The following is a 14,139-nucleotide window of genomic DNA, read 5'->3' as shown; positions in this document are numbered from 1 at the left end:
GCCCTTTTTTCGTGATGCGCAGACGACGTTACAACTCGACCTTCACCGCCTGAGACGCACGCACGGCCTTGGCCCGCGCGGCCTCGATGCTTTCATCGCGGGCCAGGGCCACGCCCATGCGCCGCTGCCCCTTCACCTCCGGCTTGCCGAACAGACGCAGTGCGGTGTCGGGTTCGGCCAGGGCCGCGCCCAGGTTGGCGAAGGCGGTCTGGCGCGAGTCGCCGTCCACCAGGATCACCGCCGAGGCCGAGGGGCCGAACTGGCGGATGGTGGGAATCGGCAGGCCGAGGATGGCGCGGGCGTGCAGGGCGAATTCGGAGAGGTCCTGGGAGATCAGGGTCACCAGGCCGGTGTCATGGGGCCGCGGCGAGACCTCGCTGAACCAGACCTGGTCGCCCTTGACGAACAGCTCCACGCCGAACAGGCCACGACCACCCAGGGCCTCGGTGACGGCGCGGGCGACCCGCTCGGATTCGGCCAGGGCCTGCTCGCTCATGGCCTGGGGCTGCCAGGACTCGTGGTAGTCGCCCTTGACCTGACGATGCCCGACCGGCGCGCAGAAGGCGGTGCCACCGACGTGGCGCACGGTCAGCAGGGTGATCTCGTAGTCGAAGTCGACGAAGCCCTCGACGATCACCCGGCCCTTGCCGGCACGACCGCCTTCCTGGGCGTACTGCCAGGCGGCCTGCAGCTCATCGGCGCTGCGCAGCAGGCTCTGGCCCTTGCCCGAGGAACTCATGATCGGCTTGACCACGCAGGGATAGCCCAGCGCCTCGGCGGCGGCGGCGTAGTCTTCGTAGGTGTCGGCGAAATGATAGGGCGAGGTGGGCAGGCCCAGTTCCTCGGCGGCGAGGCGACGGATGCCTTCGCGATTCATGGTCAGCTGGGCGGCGCGGGCAGTGGGCACCACGGTGTAGCCTTCGCCTTCCAGCTCCACCAGGGTGGCGGTGGCGATGGCTTCGATTTCCGGCACGATGAAATGCGGCTGCTCGCGCTCGATCACCGCGCGCAGCGCGGCGCCGTCGAGCATGTCGATGACATGGCTGCGGTGGGCGACCTGCATGGCCGGGGCATCGGCGTAGCGATCCACGGCGATGACCTCGACGCCCAGGCGCTGCAGTTCGATGACGACTTCCTTGCCCAGTTCGCCGGAGCCGCAGAGCAGCACGCGGGTGGCGCTGGGGGACAGGGGGGTACCGATACGGGGCATGACAGATCTCTCCGGCTGATGTCAGGTCAGGAAGGCCGCACCGCCCGCCCGCGCCCGCTCGTCGCAGCGCAGCAGCACCTCGCGGCGCTCGCTGTCGCTCATGGACATCCAGCGGGTGATCTCGGCGGCGCTGCGCTGGCAACCGATGCAGATGTCCTGTTCGTCCAGGGCACAGACATGGACGCAGGGCGAACGCACGGATGAATCGGCGGTGGTCATGCGGCTTCCCTCGAATGGCCGCGCATTGTGCCCGTTAATGCCCGACTTGGCATGTGCCTTTACCTTGCCGATACCGCTCAATCCCGCTTGGGCGGTGCCTTGAGCACGATACCGGCGTCGTACAGCAGGTTGACCAGTTCGACGATGATCACCGCCGTCAGCCCCCAGATGCGGTGCTCGCCATACTGATAGCTGGGCACCTGCCAGCGCAGGCCGGCGTGGTCGACCCTGAGGGTGTAATCCGGCGGCACCTCGCAGAAGAACTGCAGGGGCACGGTGAAGATCGCGGCGATCTCGGCTTCGCTGGGGATGTAGTCGAGCTGATCGGGAATCAGGGCGACGATGGGGGTCACCGCCAGGCCGTAGCGCGACACCAGCGGACTCAGGGGGGCGATCACCTCCACCAGGCCCGGCGGCAGGCCGACCTCTTCCTCGGCCTCGCGCAAGGCGGTGGCGACCAGGTCGGCGTCCTCGGGATCACGGCGACCGCCCGGCAGCGCCACCTCGCCGCCGTGGGTGGACAGGTTGCTGGCCCTCAGGGTGAGCAGCAACTCGGGATGCTCGCCGCGAATGATGGGGACCAGCACCGCCGCTTCCTGGTAGCTTTCGGTGCCGCTCAGGGTGCGCGGCTGATAGTGACGCAGGCGCTGGAGCAACTCATCCACGCCGGAATTCTCCCTTGCTCATCGTATCCCCTGGATCATGGCACGCCCGTCGGGCAATCCCAAGCCCAGCCATCGCTTGCGAGCCCCGGGAGCGCCCCGGCACACTGCAGCAAAACGAGGATGAACCATGAAGCATTGCAATCACTGTGGCGGACAGCTGGAAGAACGCATTCCCGCGGGTGACAACCGGATGCGCCTGGTCTGCAGCCAGTGCGGCGCAGTGCATTATCAGAATCCGCGCGTGGTGGCCGGCTGCCTGGCGACCTGGGAGGGCAAGGTGTTGCTCTGCCAGCGCGCGATCGAGCCGCGCAAGGGGTACTGGACGCTGCCGGCGGGCTTCATGGAAAACGGCGAGACCACCACCGAGGCCGCCGCCCGCGAGACCTTCGAAGAAGCCGGCGCGCAGGTGCAGGGCCTGGAGCTCTATACCCTCTTCGACCTGCCGCACATCGACCAGATCTACATGCTGTTCCGTGGCGAACTGGTCGACGGACGCTTTGGCGTCGGCGAGGAAAGCCTGGACGTACGCCTTCTGGACGAAGCCGACATCCCCTGGTCGTCTCTGGCTTTTCCGACCATCAAGCGAACATTAGAATGCTTCTTCGCCGACCGCCGCCAGGGCGACTTCCCACTGCGCCACGAGGGCATGGCTCCCATGGTGGTCGCACCCAAGCCCGCCTGAGCTCTTCCGAGGATCTTCCCGACATGCGTCCGTTGCACCTGTTGTTGGCGCTCTGCTATGTGCTGTGCGGTTCGTTGCTTCCCCAGTTGGCGCAGGCCAGTACCAGCGTCACGGTGATCCGCCAGCCGGCCGCACCGCTGATCGACAAGGTGCTGGTCATCAAGTCGCGCAATCAGCTGCAACTGCTCAGCGGCGATACCGTGATGAAGTCCTATCGCATCTCGCTGGGCAAGAATCCCCGCGGCCCCAAGCTGCGCGAGGGCGACAAGCGCACCCCGGAAGGGTTCTACTGGATCGACTGGCGAAAGACCAGCGACAAGTTCAACCTGGCCATGCACATCTCCTATCCCAATCGCGAAGACCTGGTCCGCGCCACTCAGGCCGGCGTGCGTCCCGGTAGCATGATCATGCTGCACGGCACGCCCATCGACGAGGAGTACCCGGAGTGGTACTTCAACTCGCTGAACTGGACCGAGGGCTGCATCGCCATGACCAACCACGACATGCGCGAGGTCTGGGGACTGGTCAAGGACGGCACCCTGATCGAGATCCGCCCCTGAGAGCCTATTCCAAGCCTGTGCTGCGCGTCGGCCAAACCGCATTGAAGAAGCCCTGGGTCGCCAGCCCGGCCGGAATGCCCATTTACCCCTCGTAAACTAGCGCGCGCGCCTGGTCGAGCGCGAGTCCGCTCCGCTTCCTCAGGTGTCTTCGCGGGACCGCCTGGGCCTTGTTCGGCTCTAGCTCGCGAACCCTTGAACAGACTCTGCGCCGATATGCTTCCCGCGCCTACCCTGCCACCTGCTCCGCCGGCGAGACGATGGTGGTCTTGCCGCGCGACCGACCGCTGCTGAGATAGTCGGCGATGGATTCCTGGGTGACCTCGCCGAGGAAGTCGTTGTCGGCGCTGAGCACCGGCAGCCAGGAACTGTTGAACTGGTACATGCGCGACAGCAGGATGCGCAGGTGCTCGTCGAAGGCCGCGGTGGCCTTGAACGGGGCGATGAAGGGCGCCACCGGCCCGCTCTGGCCGCGCAGGTCGCGGCGGCGCACGTAGCCCAGGCCCTTGTTGGCGGCATCCGTCACCACCACATGGCGGCGATCGTGCTCCTCCATCAATTCCACGGCATCGCCGATCAGGGTCTCGGCCTGGATCGAAGGCGCGTTGTCGGCCGCATCCTCGGCGCGGATCAGCAGGAGACGCTTGAGGGTGCTGTCCTGGCCGACGAAGTTGCTGACGAAGTCGTCCTTGGGATGGGCCAGCAGGGTGTCCGGGTGATCGAACTGCACCAGGCGCCCGCCGCGGAACACCGCGATCTTGTCGCCCAGGCGGATGGCCTCGTCGATGTCGTGGCTGACCATGATCACCGTCTTGTTCAGTGCCCGCTGCATCTGGAAGAACTCGTTCTGGATGGCGTCGCGATTGATCGGATCCACCGCGCCGAAGGGTTCGTCCATCAGCAGCAGCGGCGCCTCGGCCGCAAGGGCGCGGATCACGCCGATGCGCTGCTGCTGGCCACCGGACAGTTCGCGCGGATAGCGCGACAGGTACTGCTTGGGTTCGAGCTGCACCATGCTCATCAGCTCGGTGGCGCGCTCGCGGCATCTCTTCTTGTCCCAGCCCAGCAGCTTGGGCACCACGGTGATGTTTTCCTCGATGGTCATGTTGGGGAACAGGCCGATCTGCTGGATCACATAGCCGATATGGCGTCTGAGGGTCACCTCGTCGATGCCGGTGGTGTCCTCGCCATTGATCAGCACCCGCCCCGAGGTGGGCTCGATGAGGCGGTTGATCATCTTCAGCGTGGTGGTCTTGCCGCAGCCGGAGGGGCCGAGGAAGACGCAGATCTGGCCCTCCTCCACGGTGAGGCTCACGGCGTCCACCGCGGTCACGTCCTTGCCGTGCTGCTTGAAGGTCTTGGTCAGGCGGTCGAGTTCGATCATCTGGGGCTCCTTAAGGGGCGCTGCGCAGGCCGCGCGGGGTGAGGCGGCGTTGCAGCCACTGCAGGACGAGGTCGGCAACGATGGCCAGCAGGCTGACCAGCACCGCGCCGACGATGAGGGTGGCCATGTCGCTGCGGCTGATGGAGGTGAGGATGAGCACGCCCAGGCCACCGGCGCCGATGGTGGCGGCGATGGTCATGACGCCGATGTTCATGACCACGGCGGTGCGCACCCCGGCCAGGATCACCGGCAGGGCGATGGGCAGCTCGACCATGCGCAGGCGCTGCCAGAAGGTCATGCCGATGCCGGCCCCCGCCTCGCGAATGCCCGGCTCGACGCTGGTCAGCGCCAGGTAGGTGTTCCTCAGGATCGGCAGCAGCGAATAGAGAAAGACCGCGGTGATGGCCGGCAGCGGACCGAGGCCCTGGCCGAATTTGGAATAGAACGGCAGCAAGAGGCCGAACAGGGCGATGGAGGGCAGCGTCATGACCACCGTGGCCATCGCCTGCAGCGGTCCGGCCAGCCAGGGATAGCGGGTCATGAGGATGCCCAGGGGCACGCCCACCAGGATCGCCAGGGTAACGGCGATCCCCACCAGGGTGATGTGCTGGCGGGTCAGTTCGAGGACCTGCAGCCAGTCGATGTGATTGAAGGAGGTGACGAAATCCATGGGTCATTGCCCTCCATCTAGTGGGTGCTGGGCGAGGAAGTCGCGGGCCACCTGGGCCGGCGTCTGCCGCTCGATGTCCACCTTGGCATTGAGCTGGCGCATGGTGGCCTGGTCCAGGCTTTCCGCCAGGGGTTTGAGCAACGCGGCGAGATCCGGGTGCTTGGCCAGGTACTGGGCGTTCACCACGGGGGCGGCGGTGTAGTCGGGGAAGTAGCCCTTGTCGTCCTCCAGCACCTTGAGCCTGAAGGCGTCCAGCCGGCCGTCGGTGGTGTAGACCAGGCCGGTGAAGACCTGGCCGTTGCGCAGCGCGGTATAGACCAGCCCCGGGTCCATCTGGCGGATATCGTCACGGGTGTAGCTCAGGCCATAGGCCTTGACCAGGCCGGCGAGGCCATCGGAGCGGTTGGCGAACTCGATGTCCAGCGCGGTGAGGTGCCGCTTGCCGGCCTCGCCCTTGAGCAGCCGGGCCAGGTCACTGATGCTGTTCAGTTCGGGATGCTGCAGAGCGACCTTTTCCGGTAGCGCCAGGGCATAGGTGTTGTTGAAGCGGGTGGGCGCCAGCCAGGCCAGGCCGACCTTCGCGTCCAGCTCCTTGACCCGCTGGAGGGAAGCGTCCTTGTCCAGCCGTTCGGTGACATGGTTGTAGGCCACCAGCGAGGTGCCGGTGTATTCCCAGGTCAGGTCGAGCTGGGCGTTCTTCACGCCGTTCCAGGCGATGGTGCTGCCCAGGCCGCCGACGATCTCCGGCTGGTAACCGTGCCTGGACAGATACTGCCCGGTGAGCTCGGCGAGGATGGCCTGCTCGGTAAAGACCTTGGCACCGATGCGGATCGGATCGGCCTGGGCACCACTGGCCAGCGCCAGCCCGAACCAGGCGGCGCCCAGGGCGATAAGCAACTTCTTCATCTCGTCTCCTTAGCGGGCCAGGCCGCGTTCCAGCCAAAGGCGACTGGCGAGCAGCACCAGGCCGTCCAGCAGCAGCGCCAGCAGTGCGGTGGCGGCGGCGCCCAGCAGCAGCTGTGACTGGTTCTCCAGGGCGATGGCGGGAAAGATCAGGCTGCCCAGGCTGTTGGCGCCGATCAGGAACACCAGTGGCGTGGTGCCGACATTGATCGCCAGGGCGACCCGTACCCCGCCGATGATGATGGGCACGGCATTGGGCAGCTCGACCTTGGTCAGCACCTGGGCAGGCGTCATGCCGATGCCGGTGGCCGCTTCCTTGAGCGAGGCGGGCACGTTCCTCAGCCCCTCGTAGGTGTTGCGCACGATGGGCAGCAGCGAGGCGAGGAACAGCGCCAGGATCGCCGGTCCGTCGCCAATGCCGGCGATGCCCAGGGCGATGGCCAGCACCGCCAGCGGCGGTACGGTATTGCCGATGTTGAACACCTGCATGAAGCCCTCGGCGCTGCGGGCGAATCGCGGTCGACTGAGCAGCACCCCGGCGGGGAGTCCCACCAGCAGCGCCAGTACCATGGAAACGGCCACCAGGTAGAGATGTGCCTGGAGATAGAACAGCAGATCCGCGCGATAGGTAGCGAGGGTATCCCTACCGATCCAGTGCACCAGCAGTGCCAGGATCACCACTCCCACGGCCGTGCCGAGCAGGAGGGTCTTGAACTTCGCCATGTCAGGCTCCTTCAACGAGCGGACAGGCCGCATGCCTTCCGGGTGCGGACCTCGCGACAGGAGCGAGGCGCAGGACGGCTGTCCGGGTTCAGGGTCGAGACACAGCAGGGCATGGCGGGTATGCCGGCTGGACCAACGGGGCACTGCGGATCTCGGATCTGCCTAGCCCTTGGGTGTCGCTCCTGAGGAACGACATGGCGCCTTGCCTCGACCGAAGAGATTGACGCCCATCGCAGTCGATAGTTCGTCAGCTCCTTTTCAGGCTAACCCAATAGACTCGCTCAATGCCAATCCGATCGCGAAAACTGTATGGCTTGACAAGGTGAAAGGCCCGGGCGAGAGGCTCTCATATCCCGCCGGAGGCGAGAGGCGCGGGCTAGAGCCGCTGAAAAATATGTGACGATAAATTTAATACCTTTACTGTTAGCTACTTTGCAGAACCCGCGCGAACCCCGTCTCAGATAATGTCGCGAGCCGCCTTGGTTTCGTGGCGCAGTACACAGCCTGGCTGACGTACGGTCATCGCTGAAACATCTTTCTGTGCGCCAGTGCGGTGACGAGGTTTTGGCACCTCTTTATCATGCCGACGAGTGGCTGACGCTTTGAGGGAACATTCAGCCATACCAAGGTCAATAGGTGGCCCAGTGATAGCACCAAGCGCCATTCCTGGTACCGCTATAACAACAGACTATTCATTGAGCTAACTTCAAAGGGAACGTTATGAATGACATGACGGCTTGTGCATCGTTGGACTCTGCTGTTCTATCCTCTGCCCCCGTAATGCTGCTGCAACCCAAGGTGGAAAATTGGGTCGTGGTCTATGCTCATGGCGGCCTGATCGCCGACTTCGATGATGAGGCTTCGGCCCGCCGCGAAGCCGAGCAGTGGGCTGGCATCTGCTTGCGTCGCTGAAAACCGCTTTCGAATGATCTGCCTGCGCCATCAACCGATGGAAAGTAGTCACAGGCAGCTCATTACTCGCTCCCGCGTCTTTCATTCCGCCCTTCGCCAGACGCCCCAACGTCCAGCCTTGCGCTGCCTGACAGCCTTACCCAGCTCGCATTTCGCTGATTTCGCCTGGCATTAACGTTGTCTGGCGCACCTTCTGAGCGTTGCACTGCAACTTCCCGGCGTCCCTTCGGGCCTGATGGCGAGTCGAGCCACTGCGCCCGATGACCCAACGTCTTCCGTCACTGTCCGGGACCTTGCCGATGACGCTACGCCTGCAATCCGCTATCACCATCCTGTTCGCCCTGCTCTGCTGCCTGGCAGCCACACCGGTCACCCAGGCCGCTCCGCGGGACTTCCCCACCGATCTGGTCGGACTGAATTTCTCCGGCGCCGGCTTTGCGCCTCAGGTATTGCCGGGCAAACCGGGCACCAACTATTTCTTTCCCGACGCCGGTCATTACCGGCGCTGGGCGACCAAGGGCATCCGGGTGATCCGCTTCCCGGTCATCTGGGAGCGCCTGCAGCCGCGTCTGGGGCAACCCCTGGACCCCGTCTACGCCAAGCTGATCGACCAGACCCTGGACAATGCCAAGCGCTATCGCATGAGCGTGATCCTGGATCTGCACAACTACATGAGATACCGCGGCCAGGTCATCGGCAGTGCAGCGGTGCCCTATCCGGCCTATGCCGATGTCCTGCGGCGAATCGCCCAGCGCTGGCACGAGCACCCTGCCCTGGCCGCCTACGACATCATGAACGAGCCCCACGATGCGGTTGAGCAGTGGCCGGTGGCGGCGCAGCATGGCATCGACGCCGTGCGTGACGTCGACCGGACGCGACCGATCCTGATCGAAGGCAACGGCTGGTCCAGCAGCTATCTCTGGCCGCGCTACAACGCCAAGCTGCTCGGTCTCAAGGACCCAGCCGACAACCTGATCTATTCGGCGCACGTCTATTTCGACAACGACGGTGGCGGCAAATACCTCAAGAAGGACATGACCGACTTCGACCCGGACGTCGGCATCCGCCGGGTCGAGCCCTTCATCACCTGGCTCAAGCAGCACGGCAAGCGTGGTCACATCGGTGAATTCGGCGTACCGGACAACGATCCCCGCTGGCTGGCGGCCATGGACCGCTTGCTGGCACGGCTGCGTCAGGAATGCATCCCGGCCATGTACTGGGCGGCCGGTCCCAACTGGGGCGACTACCCGCTGGCGATCGAGCCGGTCAAGGGCAAACCCCGGCCGCAGTGGAGCGTGCTGCAGAAGTACGTGAAGCCGGCCGACTGCCAGACGCTGGGTCCCCGCCGCTGAAAGCGCCGCCGGGCGAACCAGGCGGTGCCTTCTTGCAGTTATGCGCCAACTTGTCCGGAAAACGGTGACCCCAATCACAAAACGCCCGGCCATGGACGGCCTAGCAAGAACTTGCTGGCTTTTGGCGATCAAAATGTAACAGCAAGTAATAGTGCGACTATTAAGACGCTTGCGATGCACAAGAGCCAGGATGCCATGTCAGCTATCGTTCTTCCGCATTACCCCTCCGCTCTTTCCCCCTAACGGCAGCGCTGCATCCGTTCGCCTTTCTTGCCGCACCCTCAGGGATATCCCATGGAAAGATTTGTCGCTTTGGATAGCTTTCGCGGTCTGCTGGCCGTCGCCGTCGTCCTGTTCCATACCTATGTCGTTCAGGCCGCCTCGGAAAATCCGCTGATCGCCAACGCCTATCTGTTCGTCGAATTCTTCTTCGTGCTCAGCGGCTTCGTGCTCATGCACACCTACGAAAACCGGTTGCGCACCCTGGACGACTATCGCGACTTCGCCATCAGTCGCTCGGCGCGGATCCTGCCGCTGCACCTGGCCATGCTCGGGCTCTATGTACTGCTGGAATGCGGCCGCCTGCTGGCGGAAAAACTGGGGGTCGGCTTCAACGATCCGGCCTTCAGCGGCGCCACCGCGCCCGAGCAATTCCTGCCCAATCTGCTGCTGCTGCAATCCTGGCTGGGCCAGGCCATCACTGGCTCCTTCAACTACCCGTCCTGGAGCATCAGTATCGAGTTCTACCTCTATCTGGTCTTCGGTCTGCTCGTGCTCAAGGGCCAGGGTCATCAACGCCAATGGTTCCTGGCGATCGCCCTGCTGGCCTTCGTGCAGCTGCTGTTTCCCTTCCTGCCGCTGAAGACCGAGATCTTTCGCGGTCTGTCGTGCTTTTTCGCCGGCGCCTGTACCTATCGCCTCTATGTCTGGATCAAGCAGCACAACCAGGGGCAATTCGGCGGCACCCTGCTGGAGCTGGCCTGCCTGATCGCCGGTGCCGCGGTGATGACCTCCGACCTGCCGGTGCCCAAGAAGGGCGTGCTGGCGACCCTGGTGTTCTGCGTCACCATCCTCACCTTCGCCTTCGAGCGCGGCCTGGTCTCCAGCGTGCTGCATCACGCCGTCTTCGTGCGCCTGGGGGTGCTGTCCTATTCGATCTACCTGTGCCACGCCGCGGTGATCTTCGTGTTCAAGAGCGCCTTCATCGTGCTCGGCAAGCTGCTGCACCAGGACCTCACCGTGGTGGCGCCGTCCCACGACGCGCCGCTGCCCTTCATGATCCGCTACATCGCCACCGGCAGCGCCGTGCTGGACAACCTGGTGGTGGTGGTGGAATTGGCGGTGGTCTTCGCCTTCGCCTGCCTGACCCACAGGTACATCGAGATCCCGGGCATGGCGCTGGGCAAGCGGCTGGTCCGCCGCAAACGCACCCCGCCCTGCTGCGGCGGCAACATCCAGCCGCAGCGCTGAGCGGCGCCTGGCGCAGCCCTGCCGACCCCAAGCCGGTGGGGCTGCCCTCTGCTATACTCCGCCCCCTCTTTTTTCTTCCCGCCCAGGTTCATCCATGACCACCCAGGCCGCCGAAGTCGCCAAGCGCCGTACCTTCGCCATCATTTCCCACCCCGACGCGGGCAAGACCACCATCACCGAAAAGCTGCTGCTGATGGGCCAGGCCATCGCCGTCGCGGGTACGGTGAAGTCGCGCAAATCCGATCGCCACGCGACCTCCGACTGGATGGAGATGGAAAAGCAGCGCGGCATCTCCATCACCACCTCGGTGATGCAGTTCCCCTACCGCGAGCACATGATCAATCTGCTCGACACCCCCGGCCACGAAGACTTCTCCGAAGACACCTACCGCACCCTGACCGCGGTGGATTCGGCGCTGATGGTGCTCGACGGTGGCAAGGGCGTCGAACCCCGCACCATCGCCCTGATGGACGTCTGCCGCCTGCGCGACACCCCCATCGTCAGCTTCATCAACAAGCTCGACCGCGACATCCGCGATCCCATCGAACTGCTCGACGAGATCGAGGCGGTGCTCAAGATCAAGGCCGCGCCCATCACCTGGCCGATCGGCAGCTACCGCGACTTCAAGGGCGTCTATCACCTCTCGGACGACCGCATCTACGTCTATACCCCCGGCCATGGCCACGAGCGCATCGCCACCAAGACCATCGACAAGCTGGACTCCGACGAGGCCCGCGCGCACCTGGGCGATCTCTACGACCGGTTCGTCGAGGAGCTGGAGCTGGTGCAGGGCGCCTGCCACGAATTCGATGGCGAGGCCTTCCTGCGCGGCGAGATGACCCCGGTATTCTTTGGTACCGCCCTGGGCAACTTCGGCGTCGACCAGGTGCTCGACGCCGTGGTCGACTGGGCCCCGCGCCCGCTGTCGCGTGCCGCCCACGAGCGGGTGGTGGAGCCGGTGGAAGAGAAGTTCTCCGGCTTCGTGTTCAAGATCCAGGCGAACATGGACCCCAAGCACCGCGACCGCATCGCCTTCATGCGCATCTGCTCGGGCAGGTACGAGAAGGGCATGAAGCTGCGCCATGTGCGCATCAAGAAGGATCTGAAGATCGCCGACGCCCTGACCTTCTTCTCCAGCGAGCGCGAGCACCTGGACGAGGCCTTCGCCGGCGACATCATCGGCCTGCACAACCACGGCACCATCCAGATCGGCGACACCTTCACCGAAGGCGAAGCGCTGGGCTTCACCGGTATCCCGCACTTCGCCCCGGAACTGTTCCGCCGCGTGCGTCTCAAGGATCCGCTGAAATCCAAGCAGCTGCGCCAGGGTCTGCAGGAACTGGCCGAGGAAGGCGCCACCCAGGTGTTCTTCCCCGAGCGCAACAACGACATCGTGCTCGGCGCGGTGGGTGTGCTGCAGTTCGACGTGGTCGCCAGCCGCCTGAAGGAAGAATACAAGGTGGAGTGCGCCTACGAGGCCATCAACGTCTGGTCGGCGCGCTGGATCGAGTGCGACGACAAGAAGAAGCTCGAAGACTTCAAGAACAAGGCCTTCGAGAACCTGGCGGTGGATGGTGGCGGCCACCTCACCTATCTGGCGCCGACCCGGGTCAACCTGGCGCTGATGGAAGAGCGCTGGCCCGAGATCAAATTCCGCGCCACCCGCGAGCACCACTAAGCCCTACTGCCTGACCGGTGCACCTGGCGCCGGTCAGGCGTACCGTCCTCCTCCCCGAATCGTCCAGGCGGATCGCCGGCTCTCCTGCCAGGTCTTCCCGAATCAGTCCCGGTCGGAAGACTCGGCGGCGGCTTCCAGCTCGACCATCGTCAGCTCCAGCTCCGCCCGCTCGGTCCACTGGCCGTCCAGTTCGGTGCGTACCGCCACGCCCAGTTCCTTGAAGTCGGCCACCTGCTTGACCAGGTTACCCGGGCCGCCCACCAGTTGGCCGCAGGCCTTGCGATAGGCTTCGCCGGCCTTGTCCAGGCTCTTGCCGATGCCGTCCATGCTGCCGAGAAAGGTGCGCAGTTTGTCGTAGACCTTGCCCGCGCGCTCGGCCAGTTCGGCGGTGTGGCGATTCTGGTCCTCGAAGCGCCAGAGCTGGCGGACGATATTGAGGCTGGTCAGCAGGGTGGTGGGCGTGGCCACCAGCACGTTCTGCTCGATGGCGCGCTGGAACAGGCTCTCGTCGGCCTTGAGCGCCTCGACGAAGGCCGATTCGATAGGAATGAAGAGGAAGACCATTTCCGGCGAATTCAGCCCCGGCAGGCTGAAGTACTCGCGATCGGCCAGCTCACGGATGCGCTCGCCCACGGCGCGCACGTGCTCGCCCAGGGCCAGGCGCCGCTCGCCCTCGTCCTCGCTGTTGACGTAGCGGGTATAGGCGTTGAGCGACACCTTGGCGTCCACCACCAGGTGCTTCTTCTGCGGCAGATGGACCAGCACGTCCGGTCGCCGCCGGCCGGTCTCGGTGGTGAAGCTGCGCTCGCGCACGAAGTCGCGGCCCTCGCGCAGACCGGAGCGCTCCAGCACGTTTTCCAGGATCAGCTCGCCCCAGTTGCCCTGGGCCTTCTTCTGACCGCGCAGGGCGGTGGCCAGGTCGTGGGCCTCCTGGGTGATCTGGCGGTTGAGCTCCTTGAGGTCGAGCAGCTGCTGGCCGAGGGCGGCCTGCTGCTGGACATCCTTGTGGTGGATGTCCTCGACCTTGGCGCGAAAGCCCTCGATCTGCTCGCGGAACGGCCGCAGCAGGGCATCCAGGGATTGCTGGCTGTGCTGGGCGAAGGCCTGGCCCTTGGCGTCGAAGATGCGTCCGGCCAGTTGCTCGAATTCCAGCTTGAGTTGCTCGCGACTCTCGCGCAGCAGCAGTTGCTGCGCCTGGAAGTGCTCTTCCTTCTGCTCCAGGGTGGTCCTGAGCGTCGCATGCTCTTCGGCCAGGCGCGCATGGCGCTCCTGCACCTCGGCGTGCAGTTGCTGCTCGCGGTGCTGGCGCTCGCGCAGTTCGGCGAGTTGCTCCTGGACACCCTGCAATTGGGCCCGGGTGGCTTCGGCCAGGGCGTGCTGTTCAGCCGCCTGTAACTGGGCCTGGCGGGCCTGCTGGCGCAACTCGGCTTCCAGCTCGCGATTGACCTCCAGCTGGCGCTGCAGGGTGGCGGTGCGTTCGCGCTCGGCGCCCAGCTCCACCACCTGGCGACCATTGGCCAGCTCGGCCCGTTGCAGGTCGTCGCGCAGCATGTCGTAGCGCTCGGCGGCGCTGTCGAGTTGCTGTTGCAGATAGCGTTGGCGTCCGGTCAACCAGGCGGCCGAACCCGCCCAGCCAGCCAGCAGCAACAGGGGAAGCACGAGGGAAACGAAAGGCAGGGAAGTCATGGCGCTCTCATCGCGGACGGCTCCCCTC

Annotated in this window: 13 protein-coding genes and 1 pseudogene; 6 read left to right on the top strand and 8 right to left on the bottom strand. The window is 65.0% G+C overall.

Annotated features, from left to right (window positions below):
* Positions 1–28 precede the first annotated feature (28 nt).
* The 3 genes from purT to RCF34_RS17865 all read right to left on the bottom strand — a co-directional run bounded on the left by purT (position 29) and on the right by RCF34_RS17865 (position 2,094).
* Positions 29–1,210: a formate-dependent phosphoribosylglycinamide formyltransferase gene (gene purT, locus RCF34_RS17875; RefSeq protein ID WP_308709369.1), complete on the bottom strand. Its 1,182-nt coding sequence runs from the start codon at positions 1,208–1,210 to the stop codon at positions 29–31.
* 21 nt (positions 1,211–1,231) lie between these two features.
* Complete coding sequence (locus RCF34_RS17870; RefSeq protein ID WP_308709368.1) at positions 1,232–1,429, bottom strand: DUF1289 domain-containing protein; 198 nt, start codon at positions 1,427–1,429, stop codon at positions 1,232–1,234.
* Positions 1,430–1,506: 77 nt separating this feature from the next.
* Entirely contained in the window at positions 1,507–2,094 is a 588-nt protein-coding gene (locus RCF34_RS17865; RefSeq protein WP_308709367.1) for a CoA pyrophosphatase, read from the bottom strand.
* 127 nt (positions 2,095–2,221) lie between these two features.
* Between RCF34_RS17865 and RCF34_RS17860 the strand changes: the two genes are divergently transcribed.
* Both RCF34_RS17860 and RCF34_RS17855 read left to right on the top strand, forming a co-directional pair.
* Positions 2,222–2,776 (top strand): NUDIX hydrolase, encoded by a 555-nt coding sequence (locus RCF34_RS17860; RefSeq protein WP_308709366.1) that lies wholly within the window; start codon positions 2,222–2,224, stop codon positions 2,774–2,776.
* Between the two features lie 137 nt (positions 2,777–2,913).
* A pseudogene (locus tag RCF34_RS17855) lies at positions 2,914–3,336 on the top strand (murein L,D-transpeptidase family protein); the annotation flags it as partial.
* Positions 3,337–3,562: 226 nt separating this feature from the next.
* On the opposite strand, the gene RCF34_RS17850 reads toward RCF34_RS17855, so the two are convergent.
* From RCF34_RS17850 to RCF34_RS17835, 4 genes are read right to left on the bottom strand one after another with little or no spacing between them, the layout of a single operon-like run.
* Positions 3,563–4,717, bottom strand: coding sequence for an ABC transporter ATP-binding protein (locus RCF34_RS17850; protein ID WP_308709365.1), 1,155 nt, complete (start codon positions 4,715–4,717; stop codon positions 3,563–3,565).
* Between the two features lie 10 nt (positions 4,718–4,727).
* On the bottom strand, positions 4,728–5,387 hold the full coding sequence (locus RCF34_RS17845) for an ABC transporter permease (RefSeq protein ID WP_308709364.1): 660 nt from the start codon (positions 5,385–5,387) through the stop codon (positions 4,728–4,730).
* Between the two features lie 3 nt (positions 5,388–5,390).
* Entirely contained in the window at positions 5,391–6,293 is a 903-nt protein-coding gene (locus RCF34_RS17840) for a glycine betaine ABC transporter substrate-binding protein (protein WP_308709363.1), read from the bottom strand.
* A 9-nt stretch (positions 6,294–6,302) separates the two neighbouring features.
* Entirely contained in the window at positions 6,303–7,013 is a 711-nt protein-coding gene (locus RCF34_RS17835; RefSeq protein WP_308709362.1) for an ABC transporter permease, read from the bottom strand.
* Positions 7,014–7,733: 720 nt separating this feature from the next.
* On the opposite strand from RCF34_RS17835, the gene RCF34_RS17830 reads away from it, so the two are divergent.
* From RCF34_RS17830 to RCF34_RS17815, 4 genes are all read left to right on the top strand, one after another.
* Positions 7,734–7,925, top strand: a complete 192-nt coding sequence (locus RCF34_RS17830) for a hypothetical protein (protein WP_158891359.1) — start codon at positions 7,734–7,736, stop codon at positions 7,923–7,925.
* Between the two features lie 260 nt (positions 7,926–8,185).
* Positions 8,186–9,277: a glycoside hydrolase family 5 protein gene (locus RCF34_RS17825; RefSeq protein WP_308709361.1), complete on the top strand. Its 1,092-nt coding sequence runs from the start codon at positions 8,186–8,188 to the stop codon at positions 9,275–9,277.
* Positions 9,278–9,571: 294 nt separating this feature from the next.
* Positions 9,572–10,747, top strand: coding sequence for an acyltransferase (locus RCF34_RS17820; RefSeq protein WP_308709360.1), 1,176 nt, complete (start codon positions 9,572–9,574; stop codon positions 10,745–10,747).
* 94 nt (positions 10,748–10,841) lie between these two features.
* On the top strand, positions 10,842–12,425 hold the full coding sequence (locus RCF34_RS17815) for a peptide chain release factor 3 (protein ID WP_308709359.1): 1,584 nt from the start codon (positions 10,842–10,844) through the stop codon (positions 12,423–12,425).
* A gap of 102 nt (positions 12,426–12,527) precedes the next feature.
* Here RCF34_RS17815 and rmuC read toward each other — a convergent pair whose 3' ends face one another.
* Positions 12,528–14,111, bottom strand: a complete 1,584-nt coding sequence (rmuC, locus tag RCF34_RS17810) for a DNA recombination protein RmuC (RefSeq protein ID WP_308709358.1) — start codon at positions 14,109–14,111, stop codon at positions 12,528–12,530.
* Positions 14,112–14,139: the final 28 nt, after the last annotated feature.

It is taken from the genome of Pseudomonas sp. 102515 (assembly GCF_031085165.1).
Lineage (GTDB): Bacteria > Pseudomonadota > Gammaproteobacteria > Pseudomonadales > Pseudomonadaceae > Chryseomonas.
The sequence above is the reverse complement of the archived record's forward strand: the minus strand, read 5'-3'. Positions and strand labels throughout refer to the sequence as shown.